The sequence below is a fragment of the Novipirellula methanifontis genome (assembly GCF_052161655.1).
In the GTDB taxonomy this organism is placed as follows: Bacteria; Planctomycetota; Planctomycetia; order Pirellulales; family Pirellulaceae; genus Novipirellula.
The window spans coordinates 1,998,251-2,020,105 of sequence record NZ_CP197418.1 but is presented as its reverse complement, the minus strand read 5'-3'; the positions used below and the strand labels follow the sequence as shown (position 1 = coordinate 2,020,105).

18 protein-coding genes are annotated in these 21,855 nt (G+C 54.2%); 7 read left to right on the top strand and 11 right to left on the bottom strand.

The window, feature by feature from the left end:
* Window positions 1-145: 145 nt before the first annotated feature.
* Both rffA and SH528x_RS07130 read left to right on the top strand, forming a co-directional pair.
* Window positions 146-1,435 (top strand): dTDP-4-amino-4,6-dideoxygalactose transaminase, encoded by a 1,290-nt coding sequence (gene rffA / locus SH528x_RS07135; protein ID WP_442509828.1) that lies wholly within the window; start codon window positions 146-148, stop codon window positions 1,433-1,435.
* Window positions 1,436-1,548: 113 nt separating this feature from the next.
* Window positions 1,549-2,754 carry a glycosyltransferase family 4 protein gene (locus SH528x_RS07130; RefSeq protein WP_442509827.1) on the top strand — a complete coding sequence of 402 codons (1,206 nt, stop codon included), beginning with the start codon at window positions 1,549-1,551 and terminating at the stop codon, window positions 2,752-2,754.
* A gap of 40 nt (window positions 2,755-2,794) precedes the next feature.
* Here the strand turns inward: SH528x_RS07130 and crtI are convergent, their stop codons facing one another.
* The 5 genes from crtI to SH528x_RS07105 form a co-directional block, all read right to left on the bottom strand.
* A complete protein-coding gene (gene crtI, locus SH528x_RS07125; protein WP_442509826.1) occupies window positions 2,795-4,321 on the bottom strand; it encodes a phytoene desaturase family protein in 1,527 nt (508 codons plus the stop codon).
* A 322-nt stretch (window positions 4,322-4,643) separates the two neighbouring features.
* On the bottom strand, window positions 4,644-5,357 hold the full coding sequence (locus SH528x_RS07120; RefSeq protein WP_442509825.1) for a hypothetical protein: 714 nt from the start codon (window positions 5,355-5,357) through the stop codon (window positions 4,644-4,646).
* A gap of 52 nt (window positions 5,358-5,409) precedes the next feature.
* The gene (gene greA, locus SH528x_RS07115; RefSeq protein WP_442509824.1) at window positions 5,410-5,889 is read right to left on the bottom strand and encodes a transcription elongation factor GreA; all 480 of its coding nucleotides are present in this window, start codon (window positions 5,887-5,889) and stop codon (window positions 5,410-5,412) included.
* 316 nt (window positions 5,890-6,205) lie between these two features.
* A complete protein-coding gene (locus SH528x_RS07110; RefSeq protein ID WP_442512094.1) occupies window positions 6,206-6,391 on the bottom strand; it encodes a DNA gyrase inhibitor YacG in 186 nt (61 codons plus the stop codon).
* Window positions 6,392-6,546: 155 nt separating this feature from the next.
* A complete protein-coding gene (locus SH528x_RS07105) occupies window positions 6,547-7,377 on the bottom strand; it encodes a hypothetical protein (protein WP_442509823.1) in 831 nt (276 codons plus the stop codon).
* A gap of 91 nt (window positions 7,378-7,468) precedes the next feature.
* On the opposite strand from SH528x_RS07105, the gene SH528x_RS07100 reads away from it, so the two are divergent.
* Both SH528x_RS07100 and ndk read left to right on the top strand, forming a co-directional pair.
* On the top strand, window positions 7,469-8,548 hold the full coding sequence (locus SH528x_RS07100) for a TIGR02281 family clan AA aspartic protease (protein ID WP_442509822.1): 1,080 nt from the start codon (window positions 7,469-7,471) through the stop codon (window positions 8,546-8,548).
* 137 nt (window positions 8,549-8,685) lie between these two features.
* A complete protein-coding gene (gene ndk / locus SH528x_RS07095) occupies window positions 8,686-9,144 on the top strand; it encodes a nucleoside-diphosphate kinase (protein ID WP_442509821.1) in 459 nt (152 codons plus the stop codon).
* 145 nt (window positions 9,145-9,289) lie between these two features.
* Here the strand turns inward: ndk and SH528x_RS07090 are convergent, their stop codons facing one another.
* On the bottom strand, window positions 9,290-9,529 hold the full coding sequence (locus SH528x_RS07090; protein WP_442509820.1) for a hypothetical protein: 240 nt from the start codon (window positions 9,527-9,529) through the stop codon (window positions 9,290-9,292).
* 142 nt (window positions 9,530-9,671) lie between these two features.
* The gene (locus tag SH528x_RS07085; protein WP_442509819.1) at window positions 9,672-11,237 is read right to left on the bottom strand and encodes a PDZ domain-containing protein; all 1,566 of its coding nucleotides are present in this window, start codon (window positions 11,235-11,237) and stop codon (window positions 9,672-9,674) included.
* A gap of 170 nt (window positions 11,238-11,407) precedes the next feature.
* Between SH528x_RS07085 and SH528x_RS07080 the strand changes: the two genes are divergently transcribed.
* The 3 genes from SH528x_RS07080 to dnaB all read left to right on the top strand — a co-directional run bounded on the left by SH528x_RS07080 (window position 11,408) and on the right by dnaB (window position 16,633).
* Complete coding sequence (locus SH528x_RS07080) at window positions 11,408-12,565, top strand: GNAT family N-acetyltransferase (protein ID WP_442509818.1); 1,158 nt, start codon at window positions 11,408-11,410, stop codon at window positions 12,563-12,565.
* A 610-nt stretch (window positions 12,566-13,175) separates the two neighbouring features.
* Complete coding sequence (locus tag SH528x_RS07075; protein ID WP_442509817.1) at window positions 13,176-14,996, top strand: DnaA/Hda family protein; 1,821 nt, start codon at window positions 13,176-13,178, stop codon at window positions 14,994-14,996.
* A gap of 194 nt (window positions 14,997-15,190) precedes the next feature.
* Window positions 15,191-16,633 carry a replicative DNA helicase gene (gene dnaB, locus SH528x_RS07070; protein ID WP_442509816.1) on the top strand — a complete coding sequence of 481 codons (1,443 nt, stop codon included), beginning with the start codon at window positions 15,191-15,193 and terminating at the stop codon, window positions 16,631-16,633.
* Between the two features lie 192 nt (window positions 16,634-16,825).
* Here dnaB and SH528x_RS07065 read toward each other — a convergent pair whose 3' ends face one another.
* From SH528x_RS07065 to SH528x_RS07050, 4 genes are all read right to left on the bottom strand, one after another.
* A complete protein-coding gene (locus SH528x_RS07065; protein ID WP_442509815.1) occupies window positions 16,826-17,221 on the bottom strand; it encodes a ribonuclease E inhibitor RraB in 396 nt (131 codons plus the stop codon).
* Between the two features lie 176 nt (window positions 17,222-17,397).
* Complete coding sequence (gene speA / locus SH528x_RS07060; RefSeq protein WP_442509814.1) at window positions 17,398-19,356, bottom strand: biosynthetic arginine decarboxylase; 1,959 nt, start codon at window positions 19,354-19,356, stop codon at window positions 17,398-17,400.
* A 175-nt stretch (window positions 19,357-19,531) separates the two neighbouring features.
* Window positions 19,532-19,864 carry a HesB/IscA family protein gene (locus SH528x_RS07055; protein WP_442509813.1) on the bottom strand — a complete coding sequence of 111 codons (333 nt, stop codon included), beginning with the start codon at window positions 19,862-19,864 and terminating at the stop codon, window positions 19,532-19,534.
* 742 nt (window positions 19,865-20,606) lie between these two features.
* Entirely contained in the window at window positions 20,607-21,770 is a 1,164-nt protein-coding gene (locus SH528x_RS07050; protein ID WP_442509812.1) for a DegT/DnrJ/EryC1/StrS family aminotransferase, read from the bottom strand.
* Window positions 21,771-21,855 lie beyond the last annotated feature (85 nt).

Below are 21,855 nucleotides of genomic sequence, written 5' to 3'. Positions count from 1 at the left end.
TAAAATACCCCCCAGTAGAGACGGGTAAGTACGCTTTCTTGGAACCTCAAGAAATTACGCGTTACCTTGGCAGGCTCTACCAGCGCTAGACGAAGACAGACATTGATGATTCACCGTGTATTCATGGATCGGTAGTGTTTTTATCATGCACACAGAGCACGACAACGACGCACCCCCGTGGCATGATCCCACTGTATCGCAAGCCGTTTCGCCATCGCAGTCGACTCGTGTTCTGAGCGACCAGGACGCCAATATTAGTCATCTTTGCGAAACAACTCAGCCAACGAGCCAAAGCGAACGGATCGAGATTTGCCGGCCCTACGTGTTTGGCGACGAGATCGAGATGATCGCAAAGGTTTTGTGGTCGGGCCAACATTGCGGGGATGGTCCGTTCACACGAAAGTGCCATCGACTGTTGGAAGAAAAGCTGAAATGTGAGCGAGCGTTATTGACGACGTCATGCACGTCGGCACTTGAAATGTCCGCGATGTTGCTCGATTTGCAACCGGGCGACGAAGTCATCATGCCTTCGTTCACGTTCGTCTCCACCGCGAATGCGTTCACCAATCTTGGGGCTCGGCCCGTATTTTGCGATGTTCGCAGCGACACTCTCAACATTGACGAGACATCGATCGAAGCATTGGTGACTTCGCGAACACGAGCGATCGCCGTTGTCCATTACGCTGGGGTGGCGTGCGACATGGCGGTGATTAATGAGATTGCGAAACGACACAACTTGGCGGTGATCGAAGATGCCGCTCACGCAATCTTTGGCTATTACCGTGGCCAGGCTCTTGGCACGATCGGTCGCTTTGGAGCGGCGAGTTTCCATCAAACCAAAAACTACTCGTGTGGCGAAGGGGGTGCATTGCTGGTCAATGAACCTGAATTCGCCGAACGTGCGGAAATCATTCGTGAAAAAGGGACCAACCGCGCGATGTTTCTGCGCGGGCAGGTCGACCGTTATACATGGTGCGACAAAGGCTCGAGCTATTTGCCGTCGGATATCCTTGCCGCTCATCTTTGGGTGCAACTTCGCGAACACGAATTTGTTCAGCGGCATCGACGTGAATTGCACGAATTTTACATGACGGAGTTATCGGCATGGGCAGTTGAACACGAAGTGCGATTGCCAACGATTCCTGAGGACTGCGAGTCCGCGTATCACTTGTTTTGGATGATGGTTCCGTCGCTGGACATCCAGACACAGTTGACCGATCATCTGCGGAACTGTGGAATCAATGCGGCGTTTCACTATCAACCGCTGCACAGTTCGGCGATGGGGCAAAGCTACGGATACAAGCTCGGCGAATTTCCAATCACGGAGCGGGCGGGCGAGCGGTTGCTTCGCATTCCCTTCTATACGGGTTTGTCGTTGCAGCAAGCGGCAAGTGTGGTCGATGCTCTTAAATGTTTTGATGGCTGGAAACATTAAGCCGAGCGGTCGCCGGTTTGATCTTGCATTTGCCCTGATGCGTGACGCAATGGCGGTCGACGTACGCCCTTTACTTTCCGTTTCATTTTGAATCTCTCGATGGAGCAAGCAAATTGCGTCTTCTTTATGTGCACCACGCTGGGGACGTACGCGAGACATATCACCGACTTGCTTCAGGTGGTCTTGAGACTTACCACGCTCAGCGGTATTCGATGGAATCGTATGCTGCGCTGAGCAAGATGGTTGACGAGTTCGCGGTCTTAACTTCGATGACCGACGAACCGTACGACGAAGTGTTGCCCAACGGAGTCCGCGCGATCGGCGCAGGGCTTGCCAGTGGTGCGGACTCCAACGTGACGATCGAATTGATCGCGCGACACGCACCGACTCATTTGGCACTGCATCCCATCGACCAAGCTGTGCTTCGCTGGGTTGCCAAACAGCGAATTCCGGCAATCACCACGTTTGCGAACACGCTGGCTCGCGAAAAATGCGGATTCCCCCGAAATATTGTTCGCGAGGCCAAGACGCGGCGAACCGCACGAGCGCTGAACCAAGACAATTTTCGCTGGGTCGGCAGTTACGGCATCAATTCATCACGTGAACTCGCGCGACTTGGCGTGAACCCTGGCAAGATCATACCTTGGGATTACTTGATCGATTCCGAGCCCGGCACGTTCTTGGCAAAGCGATGCCCCCGCAACCGCGACCACTTTACGATGTGCTACGTCGGCACGGTTTCTGCGGGAAAAGGAGTGGCGGAGATGATCGAGGCGATCGCGATTTTGAAGGCAAGATCATTCAATGTGAAGCTGAAATTGGTTGGTCCCGACACTGCAAACTTTGCACGCGACCACTGCACCCAGCATGGGGTTCGCGATAGTGTTGAACTATTGGGGCTAACACCAAGTGATACCATCGAGCCGTTGATGAACGAGTGCGATCTGGTCATCGTGCCAAGCCAACATGATTACCCCGAAGGATTCCCGCTGGTGATCCACCATGCCCTGCGAGCTTGCACTCCAACGATTGCATCGGATCACCCGATGTTCACCAGTCACTTGCAGCATCGCGAAAACGCGATGATCTTTCCGCAGAAAAATGCGTTGGAAATGGCAGCCTGCATTGAGCAAGTGTTGACCACTCCCGAACTCTACGAATCAATCTCTACAGCTTCGCATGCGACATGGAAACGGCTCCGTTTGCCCGTGAAATGGGCTGACCTGGTTACCCGCTGGGTCCGAGATAGTGAGGACGACCGGCAGTGGTTATCCGAGCGATGCCTCGCAAATCAATGCGAATCGATCGCGTCAGCGTAGCCGGCGATTTGGCCAATTGCCAGAAAATATTTGACGCGAATCAAACAATGGTTTCCGCCGCGTGGTTGTCGATAAAGCCAGCATCAACACCAAGGTCTTTTAGCAGCAGTCGACTGGTGATCCGGCTCGATTCATAGATCACCGGCAATCCGCTGCCGGGGTGCGTTCCGCCACCAACCAGATAAACGCCCTCGAGATCTTCGAAACGATTGCCGGGACGTCGATGCAACATTTGGCCAAGGTTGTGCGCCAAATTAAACGTGGCTCCGCGATAAACGTTGTAGTCGTTTTGCCAATCGTCGGGAGTAATTCGGTGCTCAAAACGGATCCGCTCTCGCACATCACCACAACCAATTTGAGCCATCCGGTCGAGCGTGCGATCACGAAACGCGTCCCCCTGAGTTGCCCAGTCGACGTTTTCATGTTGATGGGTCACTGGTACCAACACGTACAGAGTGCTGCATCCCGGTGGCGCCAGCGACGGATCCGTCACCGAGGCGTTCTGGACATAAAACGATGGATCATTACTGAGCAAGTGAGTGGTTTCGATCTCCTTCAAATTTTGCTCGTAATCGTGACTGATGTGAATGTTGTGATGGGGAAGATTTTCGTAACAACCTTCGATTCCGAGGTACAACATAAATGTGCTGCACGAAAACTTCTTCTTTTCGATCGCCTTGTCATTCCATCGTCGTCGAAGTTCGGTTGGCACATGGCGAGTCATCCAGTCCGCGAAATCAGCGTTGATGACAAACGAATCGGCATCATAGCGATCTCGCGAAGTGTGCACCGCCCTCAAACGACGTCCTTCCAATTCGATCGATTCGACCGGTTCGTCAAGCTGGATCTTCACACCAAGCGAGCGAGCGACGTCGGCCATCCGCTGACTAACCTGATTGCATCCGCCAGTCGGATGCCAGACGCCATATTCATATTCCAAAAACGACAAAATGCTGAATAGACTCGGGCATTGAAACGGTGACATTCCGAGATACTTAGCTTGGAATCCAAACGCGATCACCAACCGCGGATCGACAAAGTATCTCTGCAACTCGGATGCAAGCGATCGCTGCGGATTCAGATAAGGGACGGCCGACAACACAGAGGGGCGAAATAAATCCAATGGCGAGCGAAAGGGCGATTCGAGAATTGGGCGGAACTTCTCGAGCTTGACGCGATTGTCATCCAAGAAACGGCGAAAGGATCCGACATCGACAGGGCTCAGCTCAGCAATCTGGCGATCCATTGCATCGATGTCGCTGCTGCAGTCAAGCTGGCCGCCCTTGCCAAACGTTAACCGGTACTGCGTCTGCAAGCGAGTCATCGGCACTTCTTCCATCAAGTCGTAGCCGACGCTGCGAAAGATTTCTGAAAGCACGCGAGGGTACAGAAAGAACGTCGGCCCACAATCAAAGCGAAATCCATCGGCTTCGATCGAGGAAGTGCGGCCTCCCACCGCCCCACGCCGCTCTAGCACGGTGACGTCACATCCGGCATAAGCCAATTGCATCGCAGCAGCAAGCCCGCCGGGTCCGGCGCCAACGACAACCACTTTGCGAGATGACAAAACCGTGTTCCCTTTCCTTTGAAGCCCGAGCAGCTAACCGGTTACTGTAGAGGCATCGGGAGCTTTGGAAAGGGGCACAATGAACCGTCGGAACATTAAGTGACCGCAACACTTGTAGCGGAAGTCGTCAAGAGTTTCGTGAATCACAGCACTGGTCGAAACTCTTGACCAGTTCCCCTATGTCAGAAATTGTTTCGACGGTCCGTCGCAACGCACTGGAGCTGCCGTACTCGAACGTAATGCAAGTGAATTTACTGACCCGCTAACTCACGTTCGGGCAATTTGCCGGCAGGGAGGTTGCAGCGCAAACTACGCCGTTCCCCTAGAATCCGCCTTCGGCGATCCCCGCGTTGATTTGTTCCTTCACGATCGCATCGAGGGCGATGTCGGTAAACATCTCATCGGGAACTTCGCTCCGATCGGCAACCAATTTTGCTCGCACGATCACTTCGTTGACCGCAGCATTGGTGAGTGGCTGCATTAATTGCCGGCCCAATGAGTTATCAGCCGGCTCATGAACCGGGGACAGGACATCCTCGAAATCGAACGAAGTCGCTTTGTCTAGTTCCGTAGCACGGCGGAGTCGCGAAATTTGTTTCAGTGATTCTTCGGTGTCACCGTCATCTTGTTGCTGCACAAACGATTCAACGGCAGCCAATTCACCCCACTGCAATACAGGCAATCGCTGCAAACGCTGCATCACGCCGGAGGCTTGCCAGTTTTCGTACTCTTCGCGTTCAACAGCCTCGGCAAACGTCTCTAGTTGTTTGACGATCAACTGTTTTTGCTTGGGCGATAGTCGGCTCTGCTCGATATCCGGAATGTAGCTGCCGTGGATAGTGCGCACCGCCAGCTCGCCTCGTTTTTGAAACAAAAACCAGGTCGAGACGCCGCAAAAGACAAAGCCCGCCATCCCCATCAGTAACGTGGCTGCCAAAATTGCGGGCATCCAACCAGGCCCCTGCTCGTCCGCAGGTTCAGCAGCGACAATTTCAGGGTCCGATGGACTTTCGCCAGACGGATCGGAGGCGGACATGGGGCTTTGCCAATTTAGAGTGTTCGCACGGAGCTATCGAGCGAAATGCGAACTACAGAACCAATTCGATTTTCAGGATCTTGAATTTCAGCTTGCCGGCGGGTGCTTCGATCTCTGCGGTCTGGCCAACCTTTTTGCCGATCAATCCTTGGCCAAAAGGACTTGTTACCAAAATTTTGCCCGAGTCGTAGTCTTCATCGCCGGCACCCACCAACGTGAATACCTCTTCGTCACCATAGGCCAGGTCTTCGACGGTAACCTTGCAACCAAAGACCACTTCGTCCTTAGGCAGCTGCGAGATATCGACGATCGAAGCTCGCGCGATCTTGTCCTTCAATTCGTTAACCTTTGCCATCACCATCCCTTGGTTTTCACGTTGGGCGTGGTATTCGGCGTTCTCTTTCAAGTCACCTTCGGCGCGTGCTTCAGCAATCTTTTCCGTGATCAATGGCATCTCGACATTTTCAAGTCGATGGATTTCCGCTTTGATCTTGTTGTATCCCTCCCGTGTCATCGGCACTGTGTCATGCATGGTGGGAATTCCTTGTGAGAATGGTTTTGAAAATCGTATTTGACAAATCGATTGCTGAGATTCGGTAACAGCAAAAATGCTAGCACCCGAGTGAATCCGCAACGGCCAAAATAAAACCTTCCCCAACGCCGCTTCGGCAGGGAAAGGTTCTTGTCGTTAGCAATCAGCCATTTTCGTCTGTGTTGTAGCTCTTGTAAAGATCCAAGCGGTCAAGCTGGGCAAGGGAGAGTCAGAATTTTTGCTCTCCGGACAGCCATCGAGGAAGAAGAAGGCCGTCGAGGAGGAGTTCGCCAACGCGGATGATCGCCCGAAACCGCTAGTCCCTGGGTTCTTCGCGGTACTCTACGGGCGTTCCGTCGGGATCGCCTTCGTACGGCAGCCCGATTTCTTCGCCAAGCCACCGCCCCAAATCGATTAGCTGGCATCGCTCGCAGCAAAACGGTGGTGTCGGCGTCTCGTCGATCAGGAACCGCTTGCTGCAAGTCGGACAAGTCAACTTCATCACGGGTTGGTTGATTGAGTTGGATTTCTTATTCATACGTTTAAATGGAGTAAACCGTTACTTTTGCTTTCTTCGCCGGCGACGCTCGCCCTGCGGTTAAGTCGCTAGCTGAGGCACGTCACCACTACTAATCGTACCGACACCGCATGCAGCGGCTACCACCCTAACGCGATCAGAAGGTCGCGAATCTGTTCGTGGACATCGCTTGTCGCTCGCACCACCAACACTCGCCGCATTGCATAGTAATGTATGGTTCCTGCCCCGCCACGTGTGTCCCAGAATTCAGGTGCCACCACTCGCTCGATCAATTCCACCAATTGCCATCCGTTATCCGCCGCTGCTCCGCCGCCACGACCATCCTCGGTTGCTTCTTCGTCTGTACTCGAGTCCGTGGGGTCTTGGATGTCGTAGTCGCTCAACCGTGTTCGCTTTCCGGCCTGGAAATCGAGCTCGCTTTCGCGAATCATCGCGTCCACTGCGGCTGACAACGTTTCTGGCCGAGGAATTTTCGATCGCCGCAGGCAATGTTCTAGGTGATGCGCGGACTTGATTAAACGACGACGGACTTTAGCAGCGTCACCTCGAAGCATCTCGCTTTCTGAGTAGCGTGGATCGCTTCGCATCAACACGTAAAAGTCACAAAGTGCGGTTAACGCCAATTCACTTTGCTGTGGCTCACTCGCGGTCGCTTCGTCTTTTAGCAACCTCGTTGCCATTTGGCTCAACGTGCTTAATGACGCCACAGAGGGCGGTTGGGACAATGACGATTCCGCTTGGGAATATGCATGGCGAGGTGTTGCTGCGACCGCCAAGATCGGTGCAAGAAGCAGGAAGGGGATCAGAAATAGGCGAGCCCCCAGCTTAGAAACAGCACATCGACACAGAGTCGAGGATACAATGGGATTCGAATTCCCCCCGAAGACGAATTCGTTCGGGCCCCATTTTTCGTTCGCCCCCGATTTGTTGACGCTGAACAGGATGACCATGGCAGTTCCTTATGACACCAAACATAGTTGCGACCCGACGAATAGCGTCCCGCTTCGCTGTATTGAACGTGGGGCGAGTCGTGGCCGGTGGATGAGATTTCGATGCGTCATCGTGGTGTGTTTAGCAGCGTTCTTTTTACCAGATTTGCCGCATGCGCTCGCTTCGGATGTGGCAAAATACAGCCCCGAAGTGGTCGAAAAGGCCGAGAAAATCCTTCAGGGCGAAGGGCTCCGTAAGAGCGGAAAGTCGATCCAACCGACAAATTCGACCGAAATTTCGCGTGCCTTGACCGGTTTGACGCGGCAGCAGCGTGAGTTGAAATTGATTCAGCAGTCGTGGAAGGCTGCCGAGGCCAAGGTCAACGCGAACCGAATTCAATTGCAGCAGTTAAACGCTCAGGTGGGTGAACTCAATTTGCAGCTCGCTCGCGTGGCAGGGGTGAATGTTCAGGCCAATAACCGACTTGTGGGGCTGATTGAAGCGAACCGTGCCCAAATTCGGGCAGCAATGACCAACCGCGAAACGCTAAAAGAACAGCTGGCGGCGGAGCGAGCCAAGTTGACGGAGGCGGAAACAAGTTATGCCGAAACCGTGCTTGCGATCCGAGCCGATTACGAAAAATTGCATGAGCAGCTTTCGAAATCGCTTCAAAAAGTGGAAACGCAAATTGCCTTGCGTGTGATGGCAACCAATTTCGAAACGCCACAGGAATTGTCAGCCGAAATCATTTTGAAGTCGATCGACAAGCGACTCGAGCGGGTCGAACAGGAAATTTTCCGTGAATCGATCCCGCTGGTTCCCGGATCGGGCGGTTCGCTTGGCGTCACCGTCGTTGTCGGCTCAAAGCCGATGCACATGATCGTCGACAGCGGCGCATCAATGGTGACCTTGCCCGCAAAGTCCGCAGTCGAACTAGGCGTCGAGGTCCCCGTGGATGCTCGCCAAGTGACGTTGGTGATGGCCGATGGACGGACGATTCCAGCCCGTGCGATTATCTTGCCCCGCGTTCGAATTGGCGAATTTGAGGCCGAAAATGTCGAGGCCGCTGTCCTGGATGCCGTCGCTACGGATGCGGAACCGCTACTAGGGTTGAGCTTTCTGCAGCATTTCAAATTCGAAATCAATGCGAGCGAAAAAACAATCACATTGCTAAGAGTCGCTGGCGATTAGCGTGTCGCCGCTTGATAAAACCTTTGTGTCCCCCCGCTTCGCGCTCGGAAGATTGCTGTCGATAATCCCCGGAACTTCTATTTTGTTCCTCGATTTTGCTGGCTCGTTTTGGATGCTGGCGCGGAGTCTGCTGTTCGATGCAACGTACATTGGTGCTGTTAAAACCTGATTGTGTTCAACGACGTTTGATGGGCGAAATCATCGCTCGTTTCGAAGCTAAGGGGCTTCACGTTGTGGGCATGAAGATGCTTCGCGTGACTCCCGAATTGTCACAACAACATTATGCCGAACACGTTGAAAAGCCGTTTTACAGCGGATTGGAAGAGTTCATCACCGCGGCGCCCGTTGTGGCTCTGGCCATCGACGGATTGGACGTCATCCATGTTGTCCGTGAAATGCTAGGCGCCACTAACGGACTCAAAGCGGCTCCCGGCACCATTCGTGGCGATCTGAGCAGCAGTCGGCAAATGAATCTCGTTCATGCCAGCGACTCGGTCGAATCGGCCAAGCGAGAGCTGAAGCTCTACTTCCGTGACGAAGAGATCTGCGACTATGACTCGATCATGGGCGCGTTCATGCGAGCTTCGGACGAATAAGTTCGCGGCCGCGCAGAAAGATCCGTCGGATTCACGACGATTCAAAGATGAGAAACGAGCGGATGTCGCTCGTCATTGCCCCAACGCGAAAGATACGGGATCGTGGCTGAATTCAGCACTGCGATCGATCATTCGCCTTTCTTGGTTATCGCCGATTCAGTTTTTCTTCGGCACGAGCGGCCTTCAGTGCTGCCGCTTCACGCGGCAATTTGAACTCGGGACCTGCCGGGAAGTACTGGACATCGTCCTGCAGGTAGTACGGGCTCGGTAGTGTTTGACCATTCAGAGCGACTTGGCATCCCGTAGTCGAGATGACACAGGCGCCCGTTAGAACGGTGGCTACAGCCAAACGAGTCAGGCGTTGTTGCTTCGACGTGCGGCTCATAGATGTGCCTTCGTGATTTCCGGCGAGTTGTCAGGTGCGTTTGCGACGAATCGACCCTTGCAATCCACATTGCACAAAGTCTCGTCACATCCGATATCGTCCAGACAACCGTTACATCTTTACTTTCGACTGCAACAAATTGCTATTTTTTCTTGTCAGCCTTTGCTTTCATTTCTTCGAGCTGACGTTCCAATCGCTCAATTTCGGCTTCAAGTTCCTCGCCCCGCTTGGTCGTTGCCCGTTTTGACGGAGTTTTCGAGAGATTTCCCGCAGGCAGCTCCAGTGCCTCTAGCGACGGCGGATCTGCTTCGGAATTCGATTTTGGCTGAGGGCGGGACGACGGTTTCACATCGAGTGATCGCTCAATCGGAGCCACCATCGGCGTCCCCGATTCCTCAAAAGCAGCTTGGTCGACCGCTTCCTCGTCTCCAAAGGCCAATGGATCGGCATCCAACTCAGCATCAGCTTTGACGACAGGAGCGGCACCAAGTGCTGACGGAGTCTTATCAGCCGATGATTGGTTCGAATCCTTGCTTTTGCCAGCAAAGAAACTTCCCAGGGCGGAGCCGACTCCTTCGAGCATCGAATTCTCCTTGTCGTCCGCGTTTGCCGGTTGGCCATTTTTGACGCCTGATTCCGCAACCGCATCACGCTCTGCGGAATTCGGCGTATCGAGGCGGCTAGGATCCAGCGACAGTGTGAGCAAACGTTCGTCGCGGATCAGCTGTATTTTCAATGGTTTTTTGGCATTCCACTGCTGCAGACGCCATTCAAATCGATTGGCCGTGAATACGAATTCGTCATCAACCGAAACAATACGGTCTGCGATTCGTAGCCCCAAACGCTCGCTGATCGATTGAGGGGCGATCTCGGTAACCACAGCCCCTCGAACGACTTGTGCGTCTTCGACTTGGACACCCAAGCGATCCAAAATGGAATCAGTCGTGATGGCTGGTTCGGCGACATCCATTGCGGAAGGGGCCGGTTCGACAGGCTTGAGTACTGATTTGGCCACGGGCGCGGGCGTGACAGCAACTTTGGGTTGTTGAATTGCAGGCTTGGGTGCGGTTTCCGGTTGCCGAGTTGGCGGTTTTGCCGAAGCCACAGGACGGTTGGCGGGCGATTCCTGCACGGTTTGTTTTTCGATTAACGGAATCCTCAATTGCCCTAGCCTTCGCTCACGAATCACGCGTGCCACCACGGTGTCGCCAGCACTTCTCTGGCGAAGCACGGCGACGACCGACTCGATCGTGGGGGTTCCTTGACCATCGATGGCAACAATCAGGTCCCCTTCGCGAAGCCCCGCCTCATCGGCCAACGATTGTGCAGAAATACGAGTGACTCGCAGTCCCTGCATCGTCACAGCATCCTGCTCGACATCGATTCCCAGCGACCCACTGCCGAGTTGGCGGGGCGTTTGGGGTGTCGTGGGCCGCAGAGTTGGGATTGACGAGCTGCCTCGCGTCAAAGGCTGGACAGGCCGTAGCGGCGATTGTGCCTGCGGTTGAGCTTGCGAGGGGCGGGGTTGCTGGAATTGAGGCTGCTGGGGCAAGCGCTGTGCAGGCTGTGGCTGTATCAGCGGTTCTGCTAAACGAGCACGAAGACGCTGGAACAGCTGAGCCTCCGCAGTATTTGCGGTCAACATCGTCACAAACCCCACCGCAACCGTAAGGGCTAATTTCGACGCGAAGTGGTGTTTAGTCTTCATCGTTTCTCTCAACTGACTGTCCCGCATTATCGTTAAAATCAAGCCCATATCATACGTAGAACCAGTGCATTCTGATAGGGTCTGGTGGCTGGGTGACGCGGTGCCAACGTGTGTTGCGACATCAAACTGCGATCCATAAATGCTCACAATGACATCAGAAAGATCCAAAAGTGCGTTCCATTTGCTCCCAAATTGCCCCGATTCAGGATCTTCCTGCGATTTTGCCGGACTTGCTACAGGATTTGTCCATTGGACGCGCCCAGATCGTCGTCGATCAGATTCGAAGCTTGCTGGATGATGGGCACCAGGACTGCGTACTGATCGTGACGGCAATGGATCCAGAATCCGCCTCAGGCAAGCCGTTAGCGGCCGCTGTAGCGATCCATCCTCCCCAACGTTCTGGTTCGGCGAGCTCTCCGAACGACTCTGCCACGCTACTTCATGCCAGCTGGATCGGCGAGGTGCCCGCTTCCAAGCAAGCACGGACAATCCAGGTAATAAAAAAACGCCTCGACGAGACACTTTCCCAACGAGGCGTCACTTTTGTTCAGTGGGCATGGGACGAGAACGGCTCATCCGAGGTATCGGACGCTTGGTTCGAAGGTTTGGGATTCCAGTGGGTCGCTGACCTGCAATACATGACGAAATCACTTGTCATCGAATCGCTTGTCACTGAATCACTTGTTACCGGGGAAAACGCGACTTCCGCCCCAGCGGCGTCTGAGGATGCCGCTTCGGCCGGCATCGCATCGAGGCCGCTTCGATTAACGCTCGCACCAATCGATTGGGAAAGCGACTCAACACTACCCGCGTTTGCGAATCTCGTTCACCAGACGTACATCGAGACGCTCGATTGCCCCGCTTTGCTGGACTATCGCTCTGCCGATCAAACGATCGCCGGCTACCAAGCCAACGCCTCCTTTGCCCCCGAATGCTGGTTTACGGTATTACGAAACAGCGATAATTCGCCAGCTGCCAACCCAGCTCAGGCGAAAGAGCCTCAAGGATCACCACGAACGTCGCCGGGCGATCCGATTGGGGTGGTCATTTTGGCACGTCACAATGCGAACCGTGACCCAGACGTGGCGCCAGATGACGGTACGTCGCCCGAAGTCGTCGAGCTCGTTTACATGGGGTTGGTTCCCGCGGCTCGGGGAGAGCGATTGGGGGCCGATTTGATGCAGGCGGTCATCGAAACTGCCGAGGGGTATCACGCCAGCCGATTGATCTTGGCAGTGGACCAACAAAATCTTGTTGCCGGCAAACTCTACAGACAATTTGGCCTGCAATCGATGCTGGAGGAATCCGTCTGGGTGAAGTCGCTGTGATCGAAGTCGCTTTGATTGAAACAAAAATTAAGCTGACAAGGGATCAGCCTCAGAAAAAAGCCAATTTGCCAGACTCGTTCCCCATAAGCCATTGATGGTAAAGCCGTTACGACAACCGGATAAAAATGAAGTTCACGCGAGGTTATTGTTATCGACATATTTTCCACAAACGCGCCCAGTCTAACGACCCGTCTGAACTCGCTAGACCACCGCAAAACGAGAGTGCCGTATCGTGGTCTTTTTTGGATTGTGAGGACGTCAGACCACCACGCTAAAGAAATCTTCTTATTGAAGGTGCAGAGGTATTTGACTTCGATGCTAGCAACCATAGAATCTGGCCTCACGCGAACGAGACAGTGTGCTTCAAAAAGCACGAGGCGGGTTCTAAGAAAGAGTCCTTTGTTCGCGAGTACTATGTGAACGATCGAGTTTGGGAAGGCACTGTTGCCGCCCAGCGGAGCTAGGTTGGCACGATTTCAAATCGCCAACGCTTTCGGCTGCACTCCCAACTCGGCCATCCAACGGCATTCTATTTTCGCGTCCTTGCTTGGGCGATCCGGTTTGCGGATCCATCCAGGTGATGGCGTGTTGGTTGCACCGCGAAATATCCATGAAGGAGGATTGCGCTACCGGTATGTCTGCACCGCACGGCTGCATCGACGACAAGGTTGTTGTCGAAACATTCAAGGAAGCTTTGAAAGAGCGCATCGGTGCAGATCGATTCCGGATGTGGTTTACCCACGGAGTCGCCTTCGCAGTTCAAGCGACGCCCGCCCTTAATGCCGACGATGGCAACATCGTCGCCCAGGGTGTGTCGCAGAACGAAGGTAGCAATCCATCACCTAGCTCGGTCGCGATGACCTCGACACTCCCGTCGAGTACACGCTTGGTCGTACTGGTTAGTGGTCAATTTGCACTGGACCGTCTGCGTCAAAACTTTTTGCAACAGATCCGTGCAGCGGCCGCTCAGGCCTGTGGTTCAACGCTGGCGGTTGCCATCGAACTTGGACGCCCAGAACCCACGCAAGTTGAGCTGCCACTTGAATCTGAAGAATCTGCGTCGAGTGATGTCGCCGGAGACTCGCCGATGGTTCAGGCCGCGGCGTCGACAAAGTTCGCTTCGGATAAACCCACGCCACGCAGAACGCGATCCCAAACCGGGCGGTCTCGCGACCAGCACGGTTCCGCACCACGAAAACGGTCAAGTGCACAGTCGTTGTCGTCGCTGATCGCGGCCGGATCGGTGCGTTCGCCCAAGCCAAAGAAGTCACGCCCCGTCGACGATGGCGTCCAACCGCCGCTGCCGATCTTTGATAACGCGAGCCCAACTTCCGCGGCGAATTCAAACACACGTAACCAAGCTGCACCTGCGGATGGCAAGCCAGTGCTGCCTCGCGACTTGATGACATTAAGCAGTTTTGTATCGGGCGTTTCAAACCAACTCGCCCACACCGCCGTGATGATGGCGTGCCAGAGTCCCGGCAGTGCGACGCCGTTGTTCCTGTACGGACCGTCGGGCATTGGCAAAACACATTTGATCAACGCTATCGCCGACCAATTTCGTCGCCGACATCGGATGCGGACCGTCGTTCAGTTGTCGGGTGAAAAATTCACCAATGACTTCTGCAAATCGGTTGGCACGACGGGGCTACCTGCTTTCCGCAAACGCTATCGCGAAGTCGACGCGTTGCTGATCGACGGCGTCCAATTCCTGAGTGCCAAAAGTGCGACGCTTCGCGAAATGCTTTACACAGTCGAAGCGTTGATCGAAGCGGGACGTCCGATTATCTTCACCGCGAATCAAGCACCCTCGGAAATCGAGGGCTTGTCGCGAGAGTTGTCCGGACGCATGGCCAGCGGTTTGGTTTGTCCAATGCATCCGCTTGACGCAACCACCCGAGAAACGGTGCTTCGCCGTTTGGTCCAACAGCGATGCTCGATCGCGTGGCCTGATGAAATGATCACGGAAGTCAATGCTCAACTTGCCGGTGACGGTCGTGTGCTCAGCGGAATCGTGAACCTCGTTGCGACGCTGCAAAAGATGTTTGGGCGGATGGCGACGATGGACGAGATTCGCCAGTTCGGCGGAAATTTGCTGCGTGTCGGCCAAGCCTCGGTGACGTTAAGCACCATCGAGCGAACGGTTTGCGAAGCCTTTAAGGTGCCGGTCGAAGATTTGCGTGGATCGTCGCAAGCACGGGCGGTTTGCGAACCACGCATGCTAGCGATGTATTTGTCGCGGCAGTTGACGTCATCGGCATACGCCGAAATCGCAAACCATTTTGGCGGCCGCTCACATAGCACCGCGATCGCTGCGGAAAAGAACGTCAAAAAGTGGCTTGAAAGCGGCAAAGCGATCGGCCGTGGCCCCACTTCGGTTTCCGCTCGCGAAGCCATTGACCGGATTGAGAACCAGCTGCGAACAGCATAAGACGCCAGCGAGTGTCGCCCTCAATCAGGTTGCACAACTCGGGACTGCCCGATCAAATGTGGGATAGGCTTCCAGGCGTGTCGTCACCACGTAGCATAGGCTTCCAGCCTGCGTTTCCCGAGTCGCACGCCTGCAATCCTATCCTACTCTTTATCGCTCATCCCTTATTTTCCTGAACTCCACGGACCGGAACCTTGACCGCAGACGACTACCAGTTCAAAGGCAAAAAAAAGAAGAAAGAAGCCAGCGCCAGCGAGATCCTTCAGCGGCAACCGCCCTTTGATCTCGAAGCGGAAATGGGGGTAATCGGAAGTATTCTGTTGCTGCCGATCGTTTGTGACGACATTGCATCGCTTCGCGCCGAAGACTTTTTCGACGACGCGAATCGAAAGATCTACGAACACCTTCGCGATATGCACGATCAGGGACAAAAGATCGACATCACCCTGTTGGTTTCGCGACTGCGGACCGCAAAAGACTACGAGGCAGTGGGTGGGGCGGCGTACCTAGCGCGGCTTTCCGGTGCGGTCCCCAATGCGGCTCACGCGGTTTACTACGCCGGGATCGTTTCAGAAAAGGCGGTCTATCGTCGTTTGATCGAAGCGAGCACCGAGATCCTTCGCGATTCGTACGAACAGAACAGCGAAGCACGCGAGATGTGTGCTCAGGCAGAACAGAAGATATTCGCGATCATGGACGGCCGATCAGGCAACTCGGTCCACAGCATCAGCGATGTACTGCATGCGGCAATGGATCGCATGGAAGCTCGCATGAGTGGCGAGCATGTGGACGGCGGTTGCGAATCGGGCTTCACCGAATTTGACAACATGACCGGCGGTTTGCACAACGGCGAGTTGATCATTTTGGCCGCCCGCCCTTCGATGGGCAAGACCGCGCTAGCGATGAACATTGCCGAAACGGTGGCCATCAATCAAAAGTTGCCGGTCCTGTTTGTTTCACTGGAAATGTCAGGCATCGAGCTTGCTGACCGTATGCTCTGTTCGCTCGCTCGCGTGAACGGTCACCGATTGCGTAACGGCACCATTTCCTCGGACGATCGCGAAAGGCTAATTCAGAAGGCGAACGAAATCAGTGAAGCGCCGCTGTACGTCGACGATTCCCCGAGCCGAACCGTGAGTGAAATTGCCGCTGCGGCACGTCGAATCAAGCGACGCGAGGAGGGCCTCGGCCTGATCGTGATCGATTACCTGCAACTGATTGAACCCGATAACTCGCGTGACCCACGGCAAGAGCAGGTTTCCAAGATCGCACGGCGATTGAAAGGGATGGCTCGTGAATTGAGCACACCGCTGCTGTGTTTGTCTCAGTTAAATCGGCAAGCCGAAGACAGCAAAGATCACCAACCAAAACTGAGCCACTTGCGTGAATCGGGAGCAATCGAGCAGGATGCCGACGTGGTGATGTTTGTGCATCGCGAAGAGTATTACCATCGCGGCGAAGACAAGGCCCAGTTTGCTGGGCAAGCTGAAATCATTATGGCGAAACAGCGTAATGGGCCGATCGGAAACGTTCCGCTGACCTGGGAAGGCGACTTTACACGGTTCAGCGACCGCGCCCCGGAACGCCACAGCGAGTTTGACGACTACGCTGAATTCAGCAGCCCCGGTGGCTTCTAACGCTAATGTCGCCTGAAGTCTCGGCGGCGTGCGGTTTATTACTTTCATAGCCACACTCGCCAGAGCGTGGATTTCCGCCGTCTGGCAACGGCAGCTACGCCCCTGTTTTGAAATCCGTCGACTTTGATTCCAAAGTCGACGGGATTCCAAAGTCGACGGGATTCCAAAGTCGACGGCGAATTCCAATCCAGATCACATCGATTCGGGCTGCGATTCTTCATCCATCATCACGCCCCAGCCATCGCTACGTCCGCCATGCGGCTTGGACAATTCGTCCAACTCAGCTTGGATACGAATGATCTCGTCGTAATTGGGCACCATCGTCACGTTGGCGTACACTGTCCATGACGGGCCAAATTCCTCGTCGTCTTCTTCGAGTTCTTCCTCGTCTTCATCAGGCTCGCCCGCATCGTAATAAACTTCGGTTTCGTATTGCTTGGCGACTAACGCCTTGTCAATGCGACGGGCCGACGCTTCGTCCGGTGCATCAACCGCGAACTCGATCAGTAGCGGAGCCGACATGTCGACACCCAGCGATTGAAGGTTTGCGAGAACCGCACCATCCGCGTCTTCGGGATAGGTTGTCATAAACGTGTTTCTCTATAGAGAGTAGGGAAGCGGGTGGCCAGATTGGCAACCGCATGGAAGCATAGCTATCCGCATCGCCACGACGGCAATGCGGATCTCATCAATGTCTGTTGCAGGCCCAGGAAATGTGACGCCGTGACGCTCAAATAAACGCAGCGGTCAACAACCTTGCACCCTTACGAATTGTTTTCTGACGCTGTCTTGATGTGAGCCAGCGAATGACCGTTTTCGGAAAGGTAGGTGTAGCTTCCCAAGGCTCGCTCGTAGAATTGAAGCATCTCACCAGCCTGGACATTGTCAATCTTTCCGCTGCTGACGGCCGCATCGATGCTGTCCAGCAGTCGCCGGATCAATTCTTTGTCATCGTATTGAACGTAGCCAAGAACCTCGCTGACGGTATCGCCTTTGACGATCGATTCAATCTTGACCGCTTCGCCGTTCAAATCGACGTGCACTGCATGGGTATCACCAAACAAATTATGCAGGTCGCCAAGAATTTCTTGATACGCGCCCACCATAAAGATGCCGATCTGATAGGGCTGTTGCTTTGCAAACTCATGCAGCAAGATCGTTCGCTGGGGCCCTTCGCCGCCGACAAACTTGTCAATTTTTCCATCGCTATCACAGGTAATATCCCCGATCACCGAATGACGCGTCGGCCGTTCGTCCAAACGATGGATCGGCATCACCGGGAACAACTGATCAATCGCCCAGGAGTCAGGCACGGACTGGAACAGCGAAAAATTGGCGAAGTAAATATCCGACAGCAAACGATTCAGGTGCTTGACGTCGTCTGGCACATGTTCGAGTTCGCTGGCAAATTCACGCACCTGGTTGCAGATCGCAAAGTAGAGATTCTCAGCGACTACGCGCTGTTCCAACGGCAAGTATCCACCGCTAAACAAGTTCATCGCAAGGTCGAGCGATGTCTGTGCATCATGGAACGTCTCCAGCATGTTTGCGGAGGTCAAATCACGATAGCTGATCCACAAATCGTGTACTGGCTGCTCGTATTCGTCTGGGATATCTGTGGGCAAATCTTGCACGCTTCCCTGCTGGGTCACGCCCAAGGTGTTGACGACCAAAACACTGTGGTGCGCGGCAACGGCGCGACCGCTTTCGCTGATCAATTCCGGGTGCGGAACTTCGGCTTCGTCGCAAACCGTTTGCACCAAGTAGACGACATCTTTCGCATACTCTTGCATCGAGTAATTCATGCTCGATTCGTTGTCGCTATGCGATCCGTCGTAATCGACGCCCAGACCGCCGCCGACGTCCAGCATTTCGAGCCCCGCACCGCGGCGGTGCAGGTCAACGTAGATACGCGCCGCCTCGAGAATTGCCGCCTTGAGTTGGCGAATGTGTGTAATTTGGCTACCGACATGAAAGTGCAGCAACTTGAAGCAGTCGGCCATCCCGCGATCTTCGAGCTTCTGCAATTGACGAAGCATTTCAGCAACCGTCAATCCAAATTTCGAGCGGTAACCGCCACTGGCTTGCCAACGGCCTGACCCTCGCGTGGCGAGCTTGACTCGCATTCCAATTGTCGGACGAACGCCGAGCGCTTCGGAGTGCTTCAAGATCAGATCGAGTTCACTGACTTTTTCGACCACTGGAATGACAGTACGGCCGATTTGCTGAGCCCGCATGGCGAGGTGGATGAAGTCGTCATCTTTAAAACCGTTACAGATGATCGGCGTATCCGAATCGGTCATCGCCACCACAGCCAGCATTTCTGGTTTGCTGCCTGCTTCGATTCCGAAACCGAACTCGCGACCGTGCTTGGCAAATTGCTCAACCACATCACGCTGCTGGTTCACCTTGATCGGGAACACACAGCGATAAGAATTTCCATACTGATGTTCTTCGATCGCATCAGCAAAACTCTCGCTAAGCCGTTTCAGACGATCTCGCAAAATGCCGTTGAAGCGAATCAAGATGGGCAGGTCGAGTCCCCGCTGAGTCAGCCCGTCGACCAGGTCTTTCAAATCGATTGATTGCAGAGGATCTCGGCTGGGAGAAACCATCAACCGGCTGTCTTCTGTGACGTGAAAGTATCCGTCGCCCCAACGGTCGACTTCGTACAAAGAGGCCGAATCGGCTCCGGACCATTTCTTAGGTGCTGCAACGCTCATTCAGCCAGATACCTCTTGGAGAGTCGTTTGACGAATGTGCTGGGATCAAAAATTGTCCGCAGTGAAGTCAAACCAGGGTCGGATTTTTACACACACGTCGTCAAAAGAAAACGCCCTGCTGCTAAGCAACAGGGCGTTTTGTGTTTAAAAAAATGGGGGCGTTGTCAAACGCAGGTTATGCCTGGAACGAACTTCCGCAACCGCAGCTCTTCACGGCATTGGGGTTCTCGAAGGTGAAACCTTGTTTTTCGAGGCTGGAGTACCAATCGACGGTTGTTCCATCGAGGTACAATGCACTTTTCTTGTCGACAATCACTTCGACGCCGTGGCAATCGTACTTGCTGTCTGCTTTTTCGTCGTACTTATCGTCAAAGCCAAGCGTGTAGTTGAAGCCGCTGCAACCACCGCCTGCAACGCCGATTCGTAGCGCAGTCGCTTCATCAAAGTTATTCTCTTGACGATACCGCTTTACTTCTTCTGCGGCTCGTTCGGTTAATTTTACTGCCATCGTTGTCAAACTCCTTCGGTCGCCCTGTCGGACTGGTGAGTTTCGAAATGTAAGCTGCTCAGGTCTACCATGGTAATGCCGAAGCCTCCCAGAAACCCGTCAACCTTATAGTATTCGTAATGCTTGGGAATCGACAAGACGCAAGTGATCGGATTTGACCGATAATGACCGCAAAACTCGCCAATTCTTACTCGATTACGCGTATCGATGTCGCATTAACCATCGCTAGGTCGGTACAGCGTCCTGAGGCGGATCATAGAAAAAAACGTCTGAATTCTTCAACTTAACGCCGGCCGACCCTGCTCGGGGGGGCAACATGGCGTTCGCTGCCTAAGCAGTTAGGCAGGAGTCTTTCAGTAAATTGGCCGTTTTGGCGCTAGCGGCCTGTTGATTTAGTTAGCCGCTTGGGCGCTAGCCCCGGTTTCGCCACCACAGAACCGGGGCTAGCGTCCAAACGGCTAACGGGATTTCACCCAATGGTTCCTGCCTACCTGCTTAGTATCTGTTGCCAATTTCCCCGATTGCTGTGGAATAGAGCAAAACTCGGAAATCCCCCAAGGCGGCATGAGTGCTGAACACAAGAAGGACTACGAGAAAATGCAGCAGATGGTCGGTGAATTAATGGCAAAAGCCCAGGAAGTGTAGTTTGATCTACACCCCTGGGCTTTTTCGTACAAAGCTTGTGATTGCATCACTTTACCGATCCCTCGTCAGGATCAGTCGTTGGGTTTTCGCGTGAACGCTAAGCTGCCGCTGATTTTGCCCCAGCCGCATAAAAGCCGCTAATGCATTTGACCACTCGATGCTGCTCCGCTTCGGTAAGCGAGGGGAAGATCGGCAGATTCAAGACTTCTTTGCTTGCACGCTCGGTTTCGACCAACGCATCGCGATCGAACTTCAGGTTCTGGAAGCATTGTTGCTCGTGCATCGGGACTGGGTAATAGACCTCGGATCCAATGCCTCGCTCGGACAAGTGCGAACGCAAGGCGTCACGACGGCCTTCGCCCACTCGCAATGCGAACTGATTCCAGACATGGAATGCATTCGGGTCCGTCGCTGGCAACACGATTTGGTCGGCGGCAACAATGTTGGCTTCGCTGAGCAATCGCGAGTAGCGGTCGGCGTTGGTGCGACGATCTTGGACCGCTTTGTCCAAATGACGCAGCTTCACACGTAGCACGGCGGCTTGGAATGTGTCCAAGCGGCTATTGATGCCGACGACTTGGTGGTAATAACGGGGCCGCATGCCATGGCTGGCGAACAATCGCAAGCGGTCAGCAGTCGCAGCATCGTTGGTGGTGATCATCCCGCCGTCGCCCATTCCGCCAAGGTTCTTGGTTGGATAGAAGCTGAAGCAACCGATCTTTCCCCAACTGCCCGCCGGGCGCGAGTGATATGCCGCACCAATCGCTTGGGCAGCGTCCTCGATGACCGCGATGTCGTGATCCCCTGCGACTTGGCAAATGCGATCAATTTGAGCACACTGACCGAACAGATGGACGGGAATGATCGCACGAGTGCGATCGGTAATCTCACTGCGGATCGCTTCGGGATCGACGTTAAACGTATCCGGGCAGATGTCGACAAAGACGGGCGTCGCACCAAGTCGCGTGATGCAGCTAACGGATGCGAAGAAGGTGAAACTAGGGACGATCACTTCGTCGCCAGGCCCGATGTCGAGTGCCATCAGAGCGAGCAGCAATGCATCGCTTCCCGAGGCACATCCGATAGCACTATCGGCTTGGCTATAGGAGGCAATTTCGTCTTCCAACGCGGAGACATCAGGACCAAACAAGAAACGCCCGCTGTCGAGCACTTCGGTCAGCGCCTCGATGAATTCTTCGCGATGAGGGCGGTTATCACGATTCACGTCCAGCAAGGGGACGCCTTCGGTGGCATCGGCCATAGGAGCAACCTTCCATGGTTGAACTGGTTAATTAAAAAAGGGAGGCTTGGTAAAAGCGACGTCGATTTTTTCGCTGGGCTCTGGC

Coding starts and splice junctions, on each gene's coding strand:
- rffA (WP_442509828.1), top strand. CDS start 146: ATGCACACAGAGCACGACAACGACGCACCCCCGTGGCATGATCCCACT.
- SH528x_RS07120 (WP_442509825.1), bottom strand. CDS start 5,357: ATGTCCGCCTCCGATCCGTCTGGCGAAAGTCCATCGGACCCTGAAATT.
- greA (WP_442509824.1), bottom strand. CDS start 5,889: ATGCATGACACAGTGCCGATGACACGGGAGGGATACAACAAGATCAAA.
- SH528x_RS07110 (WP_442512094.1), bottom strand. CDS start 6,391: ATGAAGTTGACTTGTCCGACTTGCAGCAAGCGGTTCCTGATCGACGAG.
- SH528x_RS07105 (WP_442509823.1), bottom strand. CDS start 7,377: ATGGTCATCCTGTTCAGCGTCAACAAATCGGGGGCGAACGAAAAATGG.
- SH528x_RS07100 (WP_442509822.1), top strand. CDS start 7,469: ATGAGATTTCGATGCGTCATCGTGGTGTGTTTAGCAGCGTTCTTTTTA.
- ndk (WP_442509821.1), top strand. CDS start 8,686: ATGCAACGTACATTGGTGCTGTTAAAACCTGATTGTGTTCAACGACGT.
- SH528x_RS07090 (WP_442509820.1), bottom strand. CDS start 9,529: ATGAGCCGCACGTCGAAGCAACAACGCCTGACTCGTTTGGCTGTAGCC.
- SH528x_RS07085 (WP_442509819.1), bottom strand. CDS start 11,237: ATGAAGACTAAACACCACTTCGCGTCGAAATTAGCCCTTACGGTTGCG.
- SH528x_RS07075 (WP_442509817.1), top strand. CDS start 13,176: ATGAAGGAGGATTGCGCTACCGGTATGTCTGCACCGCACGGCTGCATC.
- SH528x_RS07065 (WP_442509815.1), bottom strand. CDS start 17,221: ATGACAACCTATCCCGAAGACGCGGATGGTGCGGTTCTCGCAAACCTT.
- speA (WP_442509814.1), bottom strand. CDS start 19,356: ATGAGCGTTGCAGCACCTAAGAAATGGTCCGGAGCCGATTCGGCCTCT.
- SH528x_RS07055 (WP_442509813.1), bottom strand. CDS start 19,864: ATGGCAGTAAAATTAACCGAACGAGCCGCAGAAGAAGTAAAGCGGTAT.
- SH528x_RS07050 (WP_442509812.1), bottom strand. CDS start 21,770: ATGGCCGATGCCACCGAAGGCGTCCCCTTGCTGGACGTGAATCGTGAT.